Here is a 20,322-nt window from a genome sequence, read left to right as displayed (position 1 = left end):
TAACTGTTTTTTTTGTCGTTGAAATGCGGGACGAGATTTTGAAGGAACGATTTTTTTGAAATAAATTGTAATTGTGGAATTATTCTAACAATTACGACTTATGCATGAATGGTTTGGGTAATAATTTAGGTGATTAGATTACGCCATAAAAATAGGCCCCAATCGATAGGTAAATCAAAAGACCAATAATATCATTTAATGTTGTGATAAAAGGGCCTGTTGCCAAGGCTGGGTCAATCTTAATTTTATTTAGCATCAAAGGGATTAGTGTGCCAGTTGCTGATGCAAAAATAATGACAGATAGAAGCGCGGCAGATACACTGATGGTGAGAGCATATGAGTCACTGAAAAAATAATTGTATGTGAATAAAAGTGAAGAGCAGGTGATACCATTTACGAATGCGCCTCCTAATTCACGAAGTAAGCGACTGAATGTGCTTTCAAATCCAAGCGAGTTGCTGGCTAAGCCTTGTACGATGATAGCTGAAGATTGAACGCCGACATTACCTCCCATGGCCGTAATCAACGGGATGAAAAAAGCCATAGCCGGGGTCGCAATTAAACCACTTTCATGTGTAGAAATAACCATTGCAGAAAGTATTCCACCAGCCAGTCCAATCAGAAGCCATGGAAGTCGGGCGCGTGTTTGCAGCCAGATTGAGTCACTTGCTTCAATATCTTCCGAGATACCTGAAGCCATCTGATAATCCTTCTCGGCTTCATCGCGAATGACATCGACAACATCATCAATAGTAATTCGTCCCATTAATCGACCTATACTATCAACAACTGGGAGGGCAACCAAGTCGTATTTCTCCATAATAAGAGAAACTTCTTCGTCCGAAGCATCGGTATGAACTGACATGACATCTGGTTCATAAATATTGACGATTTTGGCAGAAGTTGGACTCAATATCATTTTCTTAAGTGATAGAGTTCCGATGAGTTTGTTGTCGTCATTAACAACATAGACATAGTAAATTTCATCAATATCCTCAGCCTGACGGCTAAGTTCCCTAAGGCAGGTAAGAACGGTCCAGTTTTCGTTGACAATAACTAATTCTTTGCCCATCAGACCCCCTGCAGTGTCTTCGTCGTAATGCAAAAGATCAACAATATCACCCGCAGTTTCGACATCTTCTATTTGCGAAAGAATCTCTTCTTGTTTCTCTTCAGAAAGTCCGCCAATAAGGTCGGCAGCATCATCAGAGTCCATATGGTCGATGAACTTTTTAGCAATGACTTCTATCGGAAGGACTTTGATAAAACGTCTGCGGTCATCTTCTTCAATTTCAGCAAGCACGTCAGCACCCGTGTCTGCATCGAGAAGTAAAAAGAGATATACGGCTTCTTCGGTATTTAATTCGTCCAGGATGTCTGCAATATCTGCCGCATGCAGATCTTCGATCTTAGCTTTTGCTTCGTTCTCATTTTTCTGATCTATAAGTTCTCTTAGATCATCGATGTATTCGCGTGTTAATTCAAATTGCATAACATCTTATTTTTTGAGTGTGTGACGAATTTTCTTTGTAAGACACATATCTTATTATTGATATGTTGTAATTAGTCTGCGCTTATTAAAAGTGTCAGAATGATTGTACCAGTTATATGAAAATAGGCCTTTGTTTAAATGATAAGAACATAGGATTATCAACTTTAGCATCTAATATAATTAAATAGTTGATAAAGTAATACTAACTTTTTTTTGAAAAGTGCTTAAAAGATTGAATAAAGATTTTATTCAGCCAAAAGAGCATCAATTTTATTAGTTAGTTCGACAAATTCCTGTACGCTAAGTTGCTCAGGTCTTTTGCTCATGATTTCATCCTCAAGTTTTAATTCACCGAGTACACTTTTAAGCGAATTTCGGAGTGTTTTGCGTCGCTGATTAAAACCCGTTTTAACTACTCTGAAAAATAGAGGTTCACTACATTTTAAGTCTGTTGTTGTGTTTCGACGCATGCGAATAACCGCTGATTTTACTTTTGGTGGTGGATCGAATACTTTTTCTCCGACTGTAAAAAGGTAATCGATATTGTAAAAAGCTTGCATAAGCACACTTAAGATACCATAAGCTTTGCAGCCAGGGTTTGCGCTCATTCGTTCAGCAACTTCTTTTTGAATCATACAAACAACTTCAGGAATCTGATCGCGATAATCAAGAACCCGAAAAAAGATTTGTGATGAAATATTGTAAGGGAAATTACCGATGACAGAAAATGGTTCATCGAATAATTTTGATAAATCAAATCGAAGAAAATCTTCACCAATAATCCGACCTTCAAGTTCAGGATAGTGTTCTTTTAGATAGGCTACTGATTCGGTATCAATTTCAACAACGTGTGTTTCGAAATTTTTATTGGGCAACAGGTATTGTGTGAGAACGCCCATACCCGGTCCTATTTCCAATACTTTGTTTGTTTGTTCACCATCTAAACTGTCAACAATTTTCTTAGCGATGTTTAAATCTTTTAAGAAATGCTGACCTAAATTTTTCTTTGCTCTAACGTATCCCATATTCAGGTCTTCAATACTTTTTTAACAGGAGCTTTTATTCTTAAGCTAAAAAACCAAAGTATTTTACAAACATTTCGTTATTTTTGCGCTTCACCTGTCGTAAATTACGGCAAATTTAGAACTAAATACCATAAGAACAGGGTTTACTTGTTGAAATTTTAAAATTCATTGGCAAGAAAATTCAGATTCGTTTATTTCAGCATTATTTGTGTAGTAAAAATTCATTTTGATTGATGGTTTAATCAGATTGGGATCTGTTTTGTTCGAAATATAATCAGACTTGTATCAGTTCTAAGAATAGATGTCATACAAAAACATAGAACATTGAAGAAAACATTAAGTCAAGGCATAAAATTCCTTATTTTCTTTTCCATAAGTGCTTTTTTATTTTGGTTAATTTATAGAGGACAAGACACATCTCAAATTTTTGACGTATTAAAAAATGAAGTCAATTACTTCTGGATTCTGGCTTCTCTTGTTTTTGGACTGTTAAGTCATGTTAGTCGGACGCTTCGATGGAATATGTTGATTGAATCATTAGGTAAAAAACCACGTTTTACCAATACCTTTTTAGCTGTAATGGTTGGTTATTTTGCGAATTTGGCTTTACCAAGAATGGGGGAGATTTCCCGATGCGGGGTGATTAGTAAATATGAGGATGTTTCATTTTCAAAGCTTATTGGGACAGTTGTCCTTGAAAGAGCTCTTGATATTGTGATGCTGTTGTTGTTTTTGCTTTTAACAATGGTTACTCAGTTCGAAGTTTTATCAGATTTTATGACTCGTAATCCAGAGGTTAGCTCGAAATTATCGACTGTTTTTGCTTCTTCCATTACCATGTATGTGTTGGGAGGTCTGGTTTTATTAATATTTATTTTTCGTAAAAAATTTAAGCACACCCTCTTTTATAAAAAGATCATGTTTACGTTAGGGAACTTTATGGATGGGTTTAAAGCGATTCGTAAACTGGATAATAAGTTGCCATTTGTTCTTCACACCATTTTTATTTGGGTGATGTATTATATGATGACCTACATTTGTTTCTTTAGTTTTGGTTTCACGTCGAATCTGCCAGCTCTTGCAGGATTAACTGTTTTTGTGATGGGAAGTTTTGGTATGGTTGCCCCCGTTCAGGGAGGCATTGGAGCCTGGCATTTTATGGTTATTGGGACACTTTTGATTTACCTGCCAGGCACACCTGATATTGAGAAGTTATCCAGAAGTTTTGCTTTGGTTGTTCATGGTTCTCAAACAGCGATGATAATTATAGTTGGGGCACTTTCGGTAATTGCTTTGCCTATTGTTAACAGAAAGAAATTGTAGGTTAGAATTAGTAGTTAGAATTGTATGGATAGTAAGTTTCAAATAGAAGAGGTGGTGGATGCGCCGTCAAAGCAGGAATTTTTGGAACTACCTGTGCGTCTTTACAAGAATGAACCGAATTGGATTCGTCCATTGGATAGTGAAGTTGAAGCTGTTTTTGATCCCGGGAAAAATAAAATGTTTCAGAGAGGGACTTGTTGCCGATGGATTTTGAAAAATGCTGATGGGTTAACTGTTGGACGTGTAGCAGCTTTTATCGATTATAAAACACGGGATTTAGGTGAATTTCCTATTGGAGGAATGGGCTTTTTTGAGTGTATTGATGACAGGGATGCTGCATTTAAGCTTTTTGATTGCTGTACCAATTGGTTGAAAGACCAAGAGATTGAAGCTATGGATGGGCCGATTAACTTTGGTGATCGTCATCAATGGTGGGGCTTACTGGTTGATGGTTTTCACAAGCCCTTATACGGAATGCCTTATTCGCTTCCATATTATAGAAATCTGTTTGAATCATACGGTTTTAAAACTTATTTTGAGCAGTATACTTATAAAACGAAGTTCTCTGTTGAGAGCTTAAGTGAAATTATTGCCTGGAAAGCCCAGCGGATTGAACGCAACCCGGATTTTTCAATTGTTCATTTTAATGAGAAAGACTGGACAAAGTACATTCGTGATTTTGTTTATATATACAATGAAGCATGGGTGTCTACTATTCCGGGTGTTGAGGCAATGACTGAAGAGCAAGCTTTGGAGAATTTTAACAGTCTTCGATCAGTTTTGCACAAAAAACTACTCTGGTTTGCTTATTACAAAGATGAACCTATTGGCTTTTTTATTATGAGTCCCGATATGAATGAGGTTATTGAGGGGGGCAATGGTCGATTCGGTTGGCTGGCTAAGTTGAAATTCTTACATTATAAGTATATTAAGAAGAATAAAAATGCAGTTGGTTTGATATTTGGCGTTGTTCCGGCTTTCCAATCCAAAGGTGTTGATGCTGCTATGATCTACCAATTTTCAAAAGAAGGATTTAATCCAAATTTCCCTTTTGAAACTCTTGAGATGAATTGGATTGGTGACTTTAATCCCCGTATGATGCATATGATGGAGCATATCGGTGCAAAAATTTATAAAACCCATATCACTTTTCGTAAGCTTTTTGATGAGAAAAAGAAATTTGAACGTTCTCCAATAATCAAATGATTGTCATTCAGTTTTAAGACTTGAATTGGGGAGATAAAAAAAGCCATCTTTGTAAGACGGCTTTAGTTTCTTTTATAATCCATTCTCAGTATGGAATTTTATTCGCATCAAACGAATGTCTTCTTCAGAATAATCTTCCTCTCCTAATTCTTCAAGAGCCTCATCAATATCATCCGTTTCAGCTTCGTTAAAGTATTCCATGACTTCTTCTTGTCTGTCCTCATCGATGACTTCATCTATATAATAGTCGATATTGAGTTTGGTACCAGAATATACAATGGCATCCATTTCTTTAAGCAGATCCTCGAATTCCATTCCTTTTGCATCAGCAATGTCTTCGAGATCCATTTTTCTATCAACACTTTGAATGATGTATACCTTGAATTTGGACTTGTCAGCGATAGATTTGACAACCATATCCTGTGCACGCTCAATGTCGTTTTCTTCAACATGTTTGGCAATCAGTTCGATGAATTCTTTACCAAAACGTTTTGCTTTTCCAGCTCCTACACCCTGGATATGTGACATCTCTTCAATGGTGATGGGGTATTGAATAGCCATATCCTCAAGAGATGGATCCTGGAAAATAACGTAGGGTGGTGTTTTCTTAATTTTAGAGATTTTTTTGCGAAGTTCCTTCAGCATTTTAAGCAGGACTGTATCAACAGCCGCAGTTCCCCCTGATTTTGGAGCATCAGTGTCTGATTCATCAAAGTCGTGATCGTCAGTAAGCATGAAAGGTGTTGGTTTCTTTAAGAAGTTGTGACCTTCCTTTTTAATCTTGATGACCCCATATTGCTCAATATCTTTTTCGATGAACATGTTGATTAAGGCACGGCGGAAAACCATATTCCAAAAATGTTGATCTTTATCTTTACCGCAGCCAAAGATATCAAGTTCGTCGTGTTTGTATGATTTTATTGAGGAATTGGATTCGCCCGTTAAAATATTGACGAGATGATCTGCTTTGAAACGTTCTTTTACAGCTTTAACAACGTTAAGAGCTTTTACCACGTATTCTTCACCCTGGAATTCTTTTTTAGGATGCAGGCAGTTGTCACAGCTGCCACAATTTTCTTCAGTGTGAGTTTCTCCGAAGTAGTGGAGTAGAACGGTACGTCGGCAGAGTGCAGATTCGGCATAGGAAACGGTTTCCAGTAAAAGTTGTTTCCCAATTTCCTGTTCGGCAATAGGTTTGCCTTGCATAAATTTTTCAAGCTTCTGAATGTCTTTGTAGCTGTAGAAAGTCAAACAGTGTCCTTCACCACCATCACGACCGGCACGACCGGTTTCCTGATAATAACCTTCCAGGCTTTTAGGGATATCGTAATGAATAACAAAGCGAACATCGGGTTTGTCTATTCCCATTCCAAATGCAATGGTTGCTACAACAACATCAATATCTTCCATAAGGAATTTATCCTGGTTACCCGATCGAGTGGCAGAATCCATCCCCGCATGATAAGGAACTGCATTGATGCCATTGACTTGAAGTGTTTCTGCTAATTCTTCAACTTTTTTACGGCTTAAGCAGTAGATGATACCTGATTTCCCTTCATTCTTCCGAATGAATTTGATAATCTCTTTGGTTGCATCAACTTTGGGTCTTACCTCGTAATAAAGGTTCGAACGGTTGAAGGATGATTTATAAACATTGGCATCTAACATGCCAAGGTTCTTTTGTATATCGTGTTGAACTTTTGGTGTTGCTGTTGCAGTTAGTGCAATAATCGGTGCTTTCCCAATTTCTTCAACGATAGGTCTTATTTTGCGATATTCAGGACGGAAATCGTGGCCCCACTCAGAAATACAGTGTGCCTCATCTACTGCATAAAATGAAATCTTGATGTTTTTAAGAAATTCAATATTACTCTCTTTAGTCAAAGACTCTGGAGCAACATACAATAGTTTGGTTCTGCCTTCAATGACATCTTCTTTAACCTTAAGTGTGGCTGATTTTGACAGAGATGAATTCATAAAGTGTGCCACTCCATCATCTTCACCAAAATTCCTCATCGCATCAACCTGATTTTTCATCAAGGCAATTAGTGGGGAAATGATAATTGCAGTACCCTCCAGCATCATAGCTGGTAGTTGGTAGCAAAGCGATTTTCCTCCACCAGTAGGCATTAATACAAATGTATCGTTGCCATTAAGGACATTGTTTATAACTTCTTCCTGACTCCCTTTGAAGGTGTCAAATCCAAAATTCTTTTTTAAATGACTAACTAGCTCAAACTCCGTTTTCATCTTCTGTAATTTGTTGTCATTAGATATTTGTAAGATTCTTTTTCTTTTTGGATTCGCGTTAAAAACGTTGCTCCAATTGTTTTAAAAATAATCTTAATATTATTAGTTGCTAATTTAAGTATAGCTGAGAACCTGCGAAGCTAATAAAAATGTTTTGCAGATTTAGCTTTTAAAGGTGTGATTTTTACCTCTCTTCAGTCTTTTTTATTCAATAAATGAATACTTTTGTATTTTAAATTTAGATAAACATTTGAAGAAAACAAAACCTTGAAGTCATTTAACAGCTTTTAACTTTTTTTATGTTTTTAGCTGAGATTTGGGCTTAAATAGAACATTAATAATATAATACTGATAAGTTTTGAATTCAAAAAATAAGATAAAAGAGATCGCAATAAATACAATAAAAGAGGAAGCTAGAACCATTGGTCAACTTGCTGATTATATAGATGATGACTTTGCAGAAGTTGTTGAGCTTATTTTAGAAAGCAGAGGTCGTGTTGTTGTGACCGGAATCGGGAAAAGTGCAAATATTGCCAATAAGATCGTTGCGACATTAAATTCTACCGGGACACCATCTATGTTTATGCATGCAGCTGATGCAATTCATGGTGATTTAGGTATGATTAGGCCTGATGATATCATTATTTGTATATCGAAGAGTGGAAATACGCCAGAGATCAAAGTTTTGGCACCATTGATTAAAAATCTGGGAAATGTTTTAGTAGGCATGGTTGCTGGCCTGGATTCCTTTTTAGCGAAACAATCGGATTATGTGCTTAAGGCGGTAGTTGATAAAGAAGCTTGTCCTAACAATTTAGCGCCTACAAATTCAACAACTGCACAGTTGGTTATTGGAGACGCCTTGGCTGTTGCCTTGCTTGAATGCCGTCAGTTTAGCTCTCAGGATTTTGCTAAGTTTCACCCGGGTGGAGCTTTGGGTAAAAAGTTGTATTTGCGTGTGAGTGATCTTTTGGTAAAACAATCTGCTCCACAAGTAAAATTAAATGATGATATTCGGACTGTTATTCTTGAGATTTCTTCGAAGAGAATGGGAGCGGCAGCTGTAATCAGTGATGAAAATAAATTGTCCGGCATTATTACCGATGGTGATTTGCGTAGAATGATGCAGCAATATGAGGATGTGAAACCACTTAAGGCAAAAGATATTATGTCAGTGTCCCCAAAGACAATTGCAGAAGATGAGTTGGCTATAAATGCTTTTCATTTAATGGAGAAAAACAGCATTACGCAGTTGGTTGTTTGTAAGGACGGTGAATATTTAGGTTTGGTTCATCTTCATGATATTCTGAAAGAAGGAATTGTATAGTATTTTATTGAAAGAGAGAGAGGTGGCCTTTTTGAGATAAGGCTGTTAAGCCTCAAATTAGGAATTGTTTATTGTAATTGAAATTATATGTCAGAAAAAGAAGAAGATGGAATGAGTTTCCTTGAACATCTTGAAGTACTACGTTGGCACCTGATTCGTTCTGCTTTAGCTGTATTAGTATTTGCTGTTGTAGCTTTTGTATTTTACGATATTATTTTTGATAAAATCATATTAGCGCCTAAAAATGTTGACTTTTTTACCAACAGGATGTTTGCTCTTTTGTCTGATTATACGGGTGTTGAGTCTTTAAAGATTAATACCAAACCTTTTCAAGTGATAAACATTAACATGGCCGGACAATTTGCTACTCATATAACTGTTTCTGTAGTTGTTGGTTGCATTGCAGGTTTCCCTTATTTGTTTTTTGAGTTTTGGAGATTTGTGAAACCGGCTTTATATTCTTCAGAACAGAAGCATGCAAGAGGTTCTATTTTTTATACCAGTTTCTTGTTTGCCCTTGGGGTTGCCTTTGGTTATTACATTATTACACCTTTGTCGGTTCATTTTTTAGGTTCATACAATGTTTCGTCTCAGGTAATGAATCAGATTAATTTGAATTCATATATCTCAACAATTACATCGATAGTTTTGGCTAGTGGGATCATATTCGAATTGCCAATTCTCATCTTTTTTCTGAGTAAAATAGGCTTAGTCAGCCCTGAGTTTCTAAGAAAATACAGAAAGCATTCCATTGTTTTGATTCTGATTTTGTCAGCAATTATTACACCGCCGGATATCTTTTCTCAAGTATTGGTTTGTTTACCATTATTGCTTTTATATGAGGTGGGGATTAGTATTTCTAAGCGCATCCAAAAAAAGCAGGCAAAGGAATTTGAATAAGCATTTATACAATAAAATTAGTTTAAGCGAGTTTTTTATCAAGATGGATTTATTGTTAATTTTGAAATTCTTAAATTGCAGGAATTGTCAATCTTATTCACTTATAAATTGTGCATGCTAAAGATTACTAAAGGATTATTGTTACTGCTGTTTATTCTTATGGGGGTAGGAATAAATCAGACTGCTTTTTCTCAGGTAACTAAACTGAGAGGTAAGGTTGTTGACGCTAAAACTCAAGAGCCGTTACCTTTTGTTAATATCTCTTTTAAGGGGACTACAATAGGAGCGACTACCGATTTTGATGGGAATTATTTTATTGAGACCCGAACGCCAACAGATTCTTTGCAGGTTTCTTTTGTGGGGTATAAGGGCAGGGTGTATGCTGTTCAGAAGGGTGTTTTTCAGACTTTAAATATTGAGTTGCATTCTGAAGCAGTAGCCTTGCAAGAGATTAAAATTCTACCGGGAGAGAATCCTGCTCATATCCTTTTGAGGAAAATCATAGCACATAAAAAGAAAAATAACCCATCTCGTTTGGAATCCTATCAGTACGAGACTTATACGAAGATGGAGATGGACTTAAACAATATCAACGATGATTTTAAGAATAAAAAAATCATGCGTCAGTTTCAGTTTGTTTTCGATTATGTTGATACATCAGTTGTTACAGGTAAATCTTATCTCCCCGTTTTTATAACCGAATCTTTATCAGATTATTACTATCGTAAGACACCAAAGCTTGAGAGAGAAGTTATTAAAGCGTCTCAAATGTCAGGGATTAAGGATAATGCAAGTTTGGCCCAGTTTACGGGACAGTTGCATCAAAATATAAACATCTACGATAACTTTATCGATTTGTTTAATAAAAATTTTGTGAGTCCGATTGCAGATGGAGGTTTGAGTTATTACAAATATTACCTGACAGATAGTGCCTATCGTGATGGAAATTGGTGCTATCATATGTCTTTTAAACCCAAAAGAAAATTAGAGCCTTGTTTTGTGGGCGATTTTTGGGTAGCCGATACGACCTTTGCGGTTGAGAATATGAAAATGCGCATCACCAAAGATGTGAACCTCAACTGGGTTAAGGATTTGGTGAGTACCAATGAATTTCAAAAGTTAAACGATTCAACCTGGTTTTTGAAAAAGCAAAATCTATTTGTCGATTTCATGTTGACCAATAGAGATTCAACTTCACAAATGGGATTTTTTGGACGAAAAACAATCTCTTATCGCAAAGTGAAATTGAATGAGCCGATTCGTAAAGAAATTGTGAAGCTGGAGAATAATGTTATCGTAAATGATGATGCATTGGGAAAGCAGGCTTCGTATTGGGATGACGCTCGTCCATTTAAGCTTTCCAAGCGTGAATCGGGAATTTATTCTATGGTCGACTCCATTCAGAATGTTCCGCTCTACAAGAATATCATCGATATTATTCAAACTTTTGTGACGGGCTATTATACAAAAGGGAACTTTGAATACGGACCTTATTATAAGCTTTATTCATTCAATGAGATTGAAGGAAACCGATTTATGTTTGGGGGACGTACATCGAATGATTTTAGTACGAAAGTGATGTACAACGCTCATGTTGCCTACGGAGATAAGGATAATCGATTTAAATATGGTTTGGGATTTCTGTACATGATTAATAAACTCCCGAGGGAAACCTTTGGGATGCAGTGGAAACACGATATTCATCAACTGGGGAAAAGTCCCAATGCTTTTACTGAGGGAAATATCTTAGCCTCATTGCTTAAGCGGAATCCAAATAATAAGCTGACGATGCTTAATCAGTTTGAGGCACATTATGAGAAAGAATGGTTTCAGGGGTTTATGAACAGTTTGAAATTTCGTTATCGCGATATTTCACCAACACCAATCGTTCCATTTGTTTCACCTAATGGTGACTTGCCTATTTCAGGAATCAAGAATTCGGAAATTGAATTAAGAACCCGGTGGACAAGAAACGAGAAGGTTGTGATGGGTGAATTCGAGAGAGTTCATTTGGGTGGTCCTGTGCCCATTGTTAATCTTTATCTTACGATGGGACTGAAAAATGTACTGGGTTCCGGACAAGAATATTTTAAGGCAGATTTAAGTGTGGATCATACACTTGATTTACCACCTTTGGGTAAAATGCGTTATTTAGCAACTGCTTCTAAGTTATTCGGAAAGGTCCCATACCCCTTATTATCGCTTCACGAAGGGAACGAAACTTATGCTTTTGATCCCTATGCGTTTAATATGATGAACTATTTTGAATTTGCAAGTGATCAGTATGTGAGTTTATCCGTGGAGCATCATTTTCAGGGATTTATTTTGAACCGTATTCCTTTATTTAAGCGATTGAAATGGCGTACCGTTGTTTCCGCAAAAGGTTTATGGGGAACTTTATCTGATAAAAATAATGGCGCATTAGCCAATAGTGAGGCGATTCTAAAATTTCCGGTTGGCTTGTCTGATGTAACTGATCCTTATTTTGAGGCTAGTGTTGGGGTTGAGAATATTTTTAAGTTTTTTCGTGTAGATGCCATGTGGCGATTGAACCATCTGGAACCAAATCCCAATCAGGATTTTGAGAAGTTTGGTATTCGTGCCATGTTTCAGATGACTTTTTAGAGCTGACTTAACTTTATATTTGATTTAAAATAGATACTTGTAAGATATATTAACACATCAGCCCAAGACTATTCCCGGTTGTTTCATATATTTGCAAAATTCGGGGACAAAACCTAAAGTATTCTTATGATTTTAAGAGCTGAAAATTTAGTAAAAAAATATAAAAGCCGTACAGTTGTTAAAGGTGTTTCGGTTGAAGTGAAACAGGGAGAGATTGTTGGATTGTTGGGGCCTAACGGTGCTGGTAAAACCACATCTTTTTATATGATTGTTGGTTTAATTCAGCCCAATGGCGGTCGGATATATCTTGATGAACGGGAAATTACCAATGAGCCAGTTTACAAAAGAGCTCAGATGGGTGTTGGCTATTTGGCACAGGAAGCTTCGGTGTTTCGTAAGTTGAGTGTTGAAGACAATATTAAGGCTGTTTTACAAATGTCTGATTTCACCAAAGAATATCAGGAACAGCGCTTGGAAGAAATGTTGAACGAATTCAGTCTTCAGAAAATTCGTAAGAGTTTGGGTATTCAGCTTTCCGGAGGAGAGCGACGAAGAACTGAAATAGCAAGAGCCTTATCGATAAAACCCAAATTTATTTTATTGGACGAACCTTTTGCGGGAGTTGACCCAATTGCTGTTGAGGACATTCAGGATATAGTTCGAACTTTAAAGGATAAGAATATTGGTATTTTAATTACCGATCACAACGTGCAGGAGACCCTTTCGATAACCGAAAGAGCTTATCTTTTATTTGAAGGTAATATTCTTAAATCGGGTACCGCTGAAGAGTTGGCAGCAGACGAAGATGTTCGTCGTGTTTATTTAGGTAAGAATTTTGAATTAAGGCGATCGAAATAAACTTTATTGAGACTTATCTCGATTTGTTTTTGGAGATGTTTGTTTGATATTTAATGACTTAAAAAAGATAAGTGAAAAAATATTAGTTTTTTTGAAAAATACTATTGCACAAATAAAAAAAGAGATTTATATTTGCACCGCAATTAACCCGCGGATGTGGCGTAATTGGTAGCCGCGCTAGACTTAGGATCTAGTGCCGTAAGGCGTGGGGGTTCGAGTCCCTTCATCCGCACTACAGAGAAATAACCTTAAACCGCCCTGCTGAAGATGTGAATGCATCATGCTTGAGGCGGTTTTTTGCAATTACAAAGGGTTTATCATTCTAATAGCTAAAAAATGAATATCACAAGAACCAACACTGATGATTTGAATGCTGTAATTAAGTTACAGTTAGTAAAGGAAGATTATGCGAGTCAAGTTGACTCTGTGCTTAAGGACCATCGTAGAAAAGCAAGTATTGATGGTTTCCGTCCTGGTAAAGTGCCAATGGGTTTGATTAAGAAAATGTATGGTACTCCTGTTTTAGCTGATGAAGTAAATAAAATTCTAGGTCGTGAGCTATACAAGTATATCGAGGAAAACAAGTTGGATATCCTAGGTGAGCCTCTTCCAAATGAGACTGAACAAAAAGATATCGATTGGGAGAATGATACTGATTTCGAATTCGTATTTGATATTGCTATGGCTCCTGAGTATGCTCTAAACCTAAGCAAAAGAGATAAAATCAACTTCTATAAAATTACTGTTGATGAGAAGATGATTCAGAATGGTGTAGACATGCACGCTCGTCGTTTTGGTTCTAACGAAGAAGCTGAAGTTGTTGAAGATAAAGAAATCCTTAAAGGAAATTTCGCTCAACTTGATGCTGAAGGAAATCTTGTTGAAGATGGTATCGTAAGCGAAGATGTTGCTATTTCATTGGAATATATGAAAGACGAAGAGTCTAAAGCAAAATTTGTAGGTGCTAACAAAAACCAGATTATTACTTTCAATCCTGCTAAGGCATTCCCTAACAGAACTGATTTAGCTTCTATGTTGGGTATCGCTCCTGAGATGGCTGAAACTCTTGAATCTGATTTCCAATACACAATTACAAATATTTCTAAGTTTGTACCTGCAGGAATCAATCAAGAATTATTCGATAAAGTATTCGGTGAAGGAAAAGTTGCTTCTGAAGAAGAATTCAGAAATCAAATTAAAGCGGATATCGAAGCTCAATTGGTAAACGATAGTGATTATAAATTCCTTATCGATGCTAAAGATAAATTAGTTAAGAAAGCTAAGATTGAATTGCCAGTTGAATTCTTGAAGCGTTGGATTATTGCAACAAACAAAGACCTAACTGCTGAGCAAGTAGATACTGATTTTGAAAACTATTCTGATGATATCAGATGGCAGTTGATTAAAGACAAATTAGTAAAAGACAACGATCTTAAGGTTAACGAAGAAGAAGTTGTTGAGTTTGCTAAGAAACAAGCTTTAATGCAATTCCAGCAGTATGGTATGATGGAAGTACCTGAAGAATACTTAACCAACTATGCTAAGCAAATGTTGGAACACAAAGACGAGGCTAGAAAAATCTGGGATCGTAAGTTAGACGACAAAGTTGTTGAGTATCTTAAAGAAACAATTAAGGTAGAAGACAAAGAAGTTTCTACAGAAGAATTCAATAAAATGTTTGAATAAGCATTTATAGAATAAATATATTTCGACCACGCTCATTAGGGCGTGGTTGTTTTTTATTCAGTATTTTGCAAAGCAGATGTACAAGAAGCATTTTTTTTCGTTATTTTAGCTAAACTTAAATGTTGAATTTGTATATCCCATTATAGTCTTTTGTTTGGGAAGATATTCCAGGCAAAGCTCAAATAAATATATTCATCCTATGATACCACAAGACGAATTTAAAAAATTTGCAACTAAGCATAGAGGCATTAGTAGTCTTAATTTAGATCGATACACCTCTATTAGTAATTCATATATTTCTCCTACAATTATTGAGGAGCGTCAGTTGAATATTGCATCTATGGATGTGTTTTCGCGTTTGATGATGGATAGAATCATCTTTTTGGGTGTGCCTATCGATGATTATGTGGCTAATATTATTATGGCTCAGCTTTTATTCCTGGAGTCGACTGATCCATCTAAGGATATTCAAATCTATTTCAATACCCCTGGAGGTTCTGTTCATGCTGGCTTAGGAATTTACGATACCATGCAGTATATCAATTGCGATATCGCAACTATTTGTACAGGGATGGCTGCTTCAATGGGAGCTGTTTTGTTAACTGCCGGAGAAAAAGGTAAGCGTTCAGCTTTGAAACATTCTCGTGTGATGATTCACCAACCCATGGGTGGCGCACAAGGCCAGGCTTCTGATATTGAAATTACGGCTCGTGAGATTATGAAGTTGAAAAAAGAGCTTTACACCATTATTTCTGATCATTCAGGTATGCCTTTTGAGACGGTTGAAAAGAATTCAGATCGTGACTATTGGATGACTGCTCAGGAAGCCAAGGAATATGGTATGATTGACGAAGTATTGTTGAGAGAGCCAAAGAAATAAGGCTTGAAAATCATAAAAGTTTGAGAAATGCAGAGTTAAGCTTAAAATGCTTAACTTTGCATTTCTAATATAAGAGGATATTGTATTTTGAAAATACAGAGACCTATTTAATTGTAAACAACATGGTTTAATGATGTTATGAACTGACATCGGCAAGCTAAAAGACTATATTTTACTTATGGATAAATGTTCATTTTGTGGGCGAGATAAAAAAGATACCAATCTTTTAATTGCGGGAATCAGTGGTCACATTTGCGATAGTTGTATCGACCAAGCTCATGAGATCATTAAGGAAGAATCAAAAATTAATTCTGACCTTAACCTGAAAGAGGTTCAATTGTTGAAACCTACTGAGATAAAAGCGTTTCTCGATCAGTATGTTATTGGTCAGGATGATGCAAAAAAATACCTGTCTGTTGCCGTATACAATCACTATAAAAGATTGCTTCAGGAACAAGACGATGAGGAAATAGAGATCGAAAAATCGAATATCATTTTGGTTGGTGAAACCGGAACAGGTAAAACACTTTTGGCAAGAACGATTGCTAAAATGCTACATGTGCCTTTCACGATTGTAGATGCAACAGTATTAACTGAAGCAGGATACGTAGGAGAGGATATCGAATCGATTTTAACTCGACTATTGCAAGCTTCTGATTACGATGTTGAGGCTGCTGAAAAAGGCATTGTATTTATTGATGAGATTGATAAAATTGCACGTAAAAGCGATAACCCTTCAATCACCCGTGATGTTTCAGGTGAGGGTGTTCAGCAAGGTTTGTTGAAATTGCTTGAAGGATCTATTATCAATGTTCCACCACAAGGCGGTCGTAAACATCCCGATCAGAAAATGATACCAGTTAACACGAAGAATGTTCTTTTCATTTGTGGAGGTGCTTTTGATGGGATTCAGCGTAAAATTGCACAGCGTTTAAATACATCTGTAGTTGGTTTTAATGCAAGTAAGCAGGCTGAGAAAATCGATCAGGAAAATTTCTTACAATATATTGCTCCTCAGGATTTAAAATCTTTCGGATTGATACCTGAGATTATTGGTCGTTTACCGGTTTTAACTTATTTGGAGCCACTTGATCGTGAAGCCCTTCGAAATATTCTGACTGAGCCTAAAAACTCAATCATTAAGCAATACAGCAAGTTGTTCAAAATCGATAATATTGAATTGACTTTTGATGAAAGTGCTTTAGAATATATCGTTGATAAAGCCATCGAATATAAGCTTGGAGCCCGTGGTTTACGTTCGATTTGCGAGGCTATCATGATTGATGCCATGTTCGAATTGCCAACTTCTGAGGAAAAGTCTGTGACAATCGATGCAAAATATGCTTCTGCAAAATTGGAAAAGACCAATATGAAGCATTTGAGAATAGCTTAAATTAGTTTTCTATATAAAACAAAAGTCTGGTGAATCACCAGACTTTTGTTTTTATTATATTTTTTCGTTTCTATTTTCTCTCGTAGTCAATAAATGAATAGGCATATTCATTTTTAGCATCCGGCATATGATCTTCACGTTTGATACTATTCCAGACTTTAGCATCAATTTCGGGGAAGAATGTATCCCCATCAAATTTGCTGTGTACTCGTGTTAGATACAATTTATCAGCTTTATCAATGGCTTCTTTATAAATGGTTCCACCACCAATGATAAAAGCTTCCTCATCTGCAGGAACTTTAGCCAAAGCATCTTCCAACGAGTTTACCACTATACAACCTTCTGCCTCATAATCCGCTTGACGGGTAATAATAATTGAGGTACGATTTGGAAGGGGTTTCCCTATTGAATCGAATGTTTTACGCCCCATAATAATATGGTGTCCAGTTGTCAAAGCCTTGAATCGTTTCAGATCGGCAGATAAACGCCATATCAGTTGATTGTCTTTTCCAATAACATTGTTTTGAGAAGCTGCTACTATGATAGATAGAGACATGATAGGAATATATTAGTGAATATAATTTCGTTGTTATTTATCCGATATTAAATGGAAATCGCTCCCTTGATGTGCGGATCGGCCTCGTAGTTTTCAAGACTGAAATCCTCATATTTGAAATCAAAAATATTTTTTACATCAGGATTGATTTTCATTTGCGGTAGCTTTTTAGGCTTACGAGTCAATTGCAAATCAACTTGTTCTAAATGGTTGTTGTAAATATGTGCATCGCCTAAAGTGTGGATAAAATCACCCGGTTCTAAATCACAAACCTGAGCCATTATCATAGTCAGCAAGGCATAGGATGCGATATTAAATGGAACACCCAGAAAGATATCGGCGCTCCGTTGATACAACTGACACGATAGTTTGCCATTAGCTACGTAAAATTGAAATAGGGCATGACATGGGGGTAAAGCCATATTTTCAATATCGGCAACATTCCAGGCACTCACGATTAATCGTCGAGAGTTTGGATTCGTTTTAATGTCATTTACCAATTGAGAAATCTGATCGATATGTTCGCCATTTGCTTTAGGCCACGAACGCCATTGGTAGCCATAAACGTGTCCCAAATCACCCTTTTCATCAGCCCATTCATTCCAGATTTTCACACCATTATCCTGTAGGTATTTGACATTCGTGTCGCCATTCAAAAACCATAACAGTTCGTGAATAATTGATTTTAGATGAAGCTTTTTGGTTGTCAACACAGGAAAGCCTTCTGCTAAGTCGAATCGCATCTGATGTCCGAAAATACTGATGGTTCCGGTTCCTGTTCGATCTCCTTTTTGGTTACCTTCTTGAGTTACTCTTTTTAGCAAATCGAGATATTGGCGCATAGTTGTTCACATTTACTTTTGAAAATTAGTTTAAAGTTAAACTTTCCATTGAAAGAATGTTTCACTGATAGAAATATTTCGAGATTCAACTTATTAACAAGTCTGTTGAAAACTTTATCTATTCATCAATAAGAGGGATATAATGTATTTGAAAAATGACAAATATCTAAATTATTTGGTATTAAACTCAACATAAATTATTAAATTAAAGTCTCATTGTATTTCTTAATACACTAAAAATAAGCTACTATGCTCATCAAGACCTATGGGAGTGCTGTATATGGCATACATGCTACGACCATTACAATAGAAGTGAATGTTTTTAACGGTGTTCGTTTTAGTTTGGTGGGTTTGCCTGATAATGCCGTGAAAGAAAGTCAGCAACGGATTGATTCTGCTCTTAGGGAAGTGGGATATAAAATTCCCGGGAAAAAGATTATTATCAATATGGCTCCTGCTGATATTCGCAAGGAAGGATCGGCTTATGATTTGCCTTTGGCTATTGGGATTCTGACGGCTACGGAACAAATTAAATGTCCCGATTTGCAGAAGTATGTGATTATGGGGGAACTTTCGCTTGATGGTAGTTTGGTCCCTATAAAAGGGGTTTTACCCATGGCGATTAAAGCCAGAGAAGAAGGATTTGAAGGTTTAATTCTACCCAAGGAAAATGCAAGAGAAGCTGCTGTTGTTAATAATTTAAAGGTTTATGGTATCGAAAATATTAAGGAGCTGATTGATTTCTTTAATGGGGATGCTGAGTTGCTTATTACTGAGGTTGATACCCGAGCGGAGTTTTATTCCCATTTGAATCATTTTGAACACGATTTTGCTGATGTCAAAGGTCAGGAAAACGTCAAGCGAGCTCTTGAGATTGCAGCTGCCGGCGGACATAATATCATCATGATAGGTCCTCCAGGTTCAGGTAAAACCATGTTGGCAAAACGCATACCGGGTATATTACCACCTTTGAGTTTGCAAGAGGCTCTAGAAACAACTAAGATTCATTCGGTAGCCGGAACGTTGGAAAAAGAAAGTGGTTTGATGACCAAGCGCCCTTTCCGCAGCCCGCATCATACCATTTCTGATGTTGCACTGGTAGGGGGCGGCACTATTCCTCAGCCCGGTGAAATTTCCTTATCTCACAATGGTGTGCTTTTTCTGGACGAATTGCCCGAATTTAAACGAACTGTCCTTGAAGTGATGCGACAACCTTTGGAGGACAGGACGATAACTATATCACGGGCTAAATTTACGGTTGATTATCCGGCAAGTACCATGCTGATTTCGTCGATGAATCCATGTCCTTGTGGTTTTTATAATCATCCTGAGAAAGATTGTTTGTGTCCACCAGGTATGGTTCAAAAATATTTGAGCCGAATTTCTGGACCACTTCTCGATCGGATTGATATTCACATCGAGGTGACTCCGGTTTCATTTGATAAAATCTCAGAAGACCGTTTATCTGAAAAATCAGCGGATATTAGAGCAAGAGTTGAGGCGGCACGTGAGATTCAATCGGCTCGTTTTGCCGATGAAGAGGGAGTGTATTGTAATGCAATGATGAGTTCACGGCTTTTACGAAAATATTGCCGTCCCAATAAAGAAGGGATGAATCTGTTGAAGATTGCTATGGAAAAAGTGGGTCTATCAGCCAGGGCTTACGACAGAATTTTGAAGGTCTCCCGAACAATAGCCGATTTAGCTGGCTCCGAAAATATTGAAACAGATCATCTGTCTGAGGCCATTCAGTATCGCAGTCTCGATCGCGATGGTTGGGGAGGGTGATATTCAATTATGAATTAAGAGTTATGAATTAATAATATTTGGACTGGACTTGCAACAAAAATGTGGACAATAAGTTAAGTCATGCCGCTCTCTTGTCATTATTTAATAGCCTTCCATATTCTAAAGGAGATAAATAATTTAAAGAAGAATGTCTTCTACATGTATTGTACC

The 20,322-nt window shown here is 36.8% G+C and carries 15 protein-coding genes and 1 tRNA gene; 11 read left to right on the top strand and 5 right to left on the bottom strand.

The window, feature by feature from the left end; all coding sequences use genetic code 11:
* Positions 1-133: 133 nt before the first annotated feature.
* Positions 134-1,492: a magnesium transporter gene (mgtE, locus tag EO244_RS14765; RefSeq protein WP_129255462.1), complete on the bottom strand. Its 1,359-nt coding sequence runs from the start codon at positions 1,490-1,492 to the stop codon at positions 134-136.
* Between the two features lie 245 nt (positions 1,493-1,737).
* Positions 1,738-2,517, bottom strand: a complete 780-nt coding sequence (rsmA, locus tag EO244_RS14760; RefSeq protein ID WP_129255461.1) for a 16S rRNA (adenine(1518)-N(6)/adenine(1519)-N(6))-dimethyltransferase RsmA — start codon at positions 2,515-2,517, stop codon at positions 1,738-1,740.
* A gap of 324 nt (positions 2,518-2,841) precedes the next feature.
* On the opposite strand from rsmA, the gene EO244_RS14755 reads away from it, so the two are divergent.
* On the top strand, positions 2,842-3,840 hold the full coding sequence (locus tag EO244_RS14755; protein WP_129255460.1) for a lysylphosphatidylglycerol synthase transmembrane domain-containing protein: 999 nt from the start codon (positions 2,842-2,844) through the stop codon (positions 3,838-3,840).
* 24 nt (positions 3,841-3,864) lie between these two features.
* Complete coding sequence (locus EO244_RS14750) at positions 3,865-5,046, top strand: hypothetical protein (protein ID WP_129255459.1); 1,182 nt, start codon at positions 3,865-3,867, stop codon at positions 5,044-5,046.
* A 72-nt stretch (positions 5,047-5,118) separates the two neighbouring features.
* On the opposite strand, the gene recQ is transcribed toward EO244_RS14750, so the two are convergent.
* Positions 5,119-7,296: a DNA helicase RecQ gene (gene recQ, locus EO244_RS14745; RefSeq protein ID WP_129255458.1), complete on the bottom strand. Its 2,178-nt coding sequence runs from the start codon at positions 7,294-7,296 to the stop codon at positions 5,119-5,121.
* Between the two features lie 358 nt (positions 7,297-7,654).
* Between recQ and EO244_RS14740 the strand changes: the two genes are divergently transcribed.
* The 8 genes from EO244_RS14740 to clpX all read left to right on the top strand — a co-directional run bounded on the left by EO244_RS14740 (position 7,655) and on the right by clpX (position 16,965).
* Positions 7,655-8,623 carry a KpsF/GutQ family sugar-phosphate isomerase gene (locus EO244_RS14740; RefSeq protein WP_129255457.1) on the top strand — a complete coding sequence of 323 codons (969 nt, stop codon included), beginning with the start codon at positions 7,655-7,657 and terminating at the stop codon, positions 8,621-8,623.
* An 87-nt stretch (positions 8,624-8,710) separates the two neighbouring features.
* Positions 8,711-9,523 carry a twin-arginine translocase subunit TatC gene (gene tatC, locus EO244_RS14735; RefSeq protein WP_129255456.1) on the top strand — a complete coding sequence of 271 codons (813 nt, stop codon included), beginning with the start codon at positions 8,711-8,713 and terminating at the stop codon, positions 9,521-9,523.
* Between the two features lie 114 nt (positions 9,524-9,637).
* Entirely contained in the window at positions 9,638-12,148 is a 2,511-nt protein-coding gene (locus tag EO244_RS14730) for a DUF5686 and carboxypeptidase-like regulatory domain-containing protein (protein WP_129255455.1), read from the top strand.
* A gap of 126 nt (positions 12,149-12,274) precedes the next feature.
* Positions 12,275-13,006 carry an LPS export ABC transporter ATP-binding protein gene (gene lptB, locus EO244_RS14725; protein WP_129255454.1) on the top strand — a complete coding sequence of 244 codons (732 nt, stop codon included), beginning with the start codon at positions 12,275-12,277 and terminating at the stop codon, positions 13,004-13,006.
* 150 nt (positions 13,007-13,156) lie between these two features.
* A tRNA-Leu gene (locus EO244_RS14720) sits at positions 13,157-13,238 on the top strand.
* Positions 13,239-13,342: 104 nt separating this feature from the next.
* A complete protein-coding gene (tig, locus tag EO244_RS14715) occupies positions 13,343-14,692 on the top strand; it encodes a trigger factor (RefSeq protein WP_129255453.1) in 1,350 nt (449 codons plus the stop codon).
* 199 nt (positions 14,693-14,891) lie between these two features.
* On the top strand, positions 14,892-15,572 hold the full coding sequence (gene clpP, locus EO244_RS14710) for an ATP-dependent Clp endopeptidase proteolytic subunit ClpP (protein WP_129255452.1): 681 nt from the start codon (positions 14,892-14,894) through the stop codon (positions 15,570-15,572).
* Positions 15,573-15,750: 178 nt separating this feature from the next.
* Positions 15,751-16,965 carry an ATP-dependent Clp protease ATP-binding subunit ClpX gene (gene clpX, locus EO244_RS14705; protein ID WP_129255451.1) on the top strand — a complete coding sequence of 405 codons (1,215 nt, stop codon included), beginning with the start codon at positions 15,751-15,753 and terminating at the stop codon, positions 16,963-16,965.
* 70 nt (positions 16,966-17,035) lie between these two features.
* Here clpX and EO244_RS14700 read toward each other — a convergent pair whose 3' ends face one another.
* Positions 17,036-17,521, bottom strand: coding sequence for a dihydrofolate reductase (locus EO244_RS14700; protein ID WP_129255450.1), 486 nt, complete (start codon positions 17,519-17,521; stop codon positions 17,036-17,038).
* A gap of 47 nt (positions 17,522-17,568) precedes the next feature.
* Positions 17,569-18,363, bottom strand: a complete 795-nt coding sequence (locus EO244_RS14695; protein WP_129255449.1) for a thymidylate synthase — start codon at positions 18,361-18,363, stop codon at positions 17,569-17,571.
* 249 nt (positions 18,364-18,612) lie between these two features.
* Between EO244_RS14695 and EO244_RS14690 the strand changes: the two genes are divergently transcribed.
* On the top strand, positions 18,613-20,151 hold the full coding sequence (locus EO244_RS14690; RefSeq protein ID WP_129255448.1) for a YifB family Mg chelatase-like AAA ATPase: 1,539 nt from the start codon (positions 18,613-18,615) through the stop codon (positions 20,149-20,151).
* Positions 20,152-20,322: the final 171 nt, after the last annotated feature.

The sequence above is a fragment of the Ancylomarina salipaludis genome (assembly GCF_004122035.1).
Taxonomy (GTDB): Bacteria; Bacteroidota; Bacteroidia; order Bacteroidales; family Marinifilaceae; genus Ancylomarina; species Ancylomarina salipaludis.
Note: the sequence above shows the minus strand (reverse complement) of the source record. Positions and strands in the feature narration are given on the sequence as shown.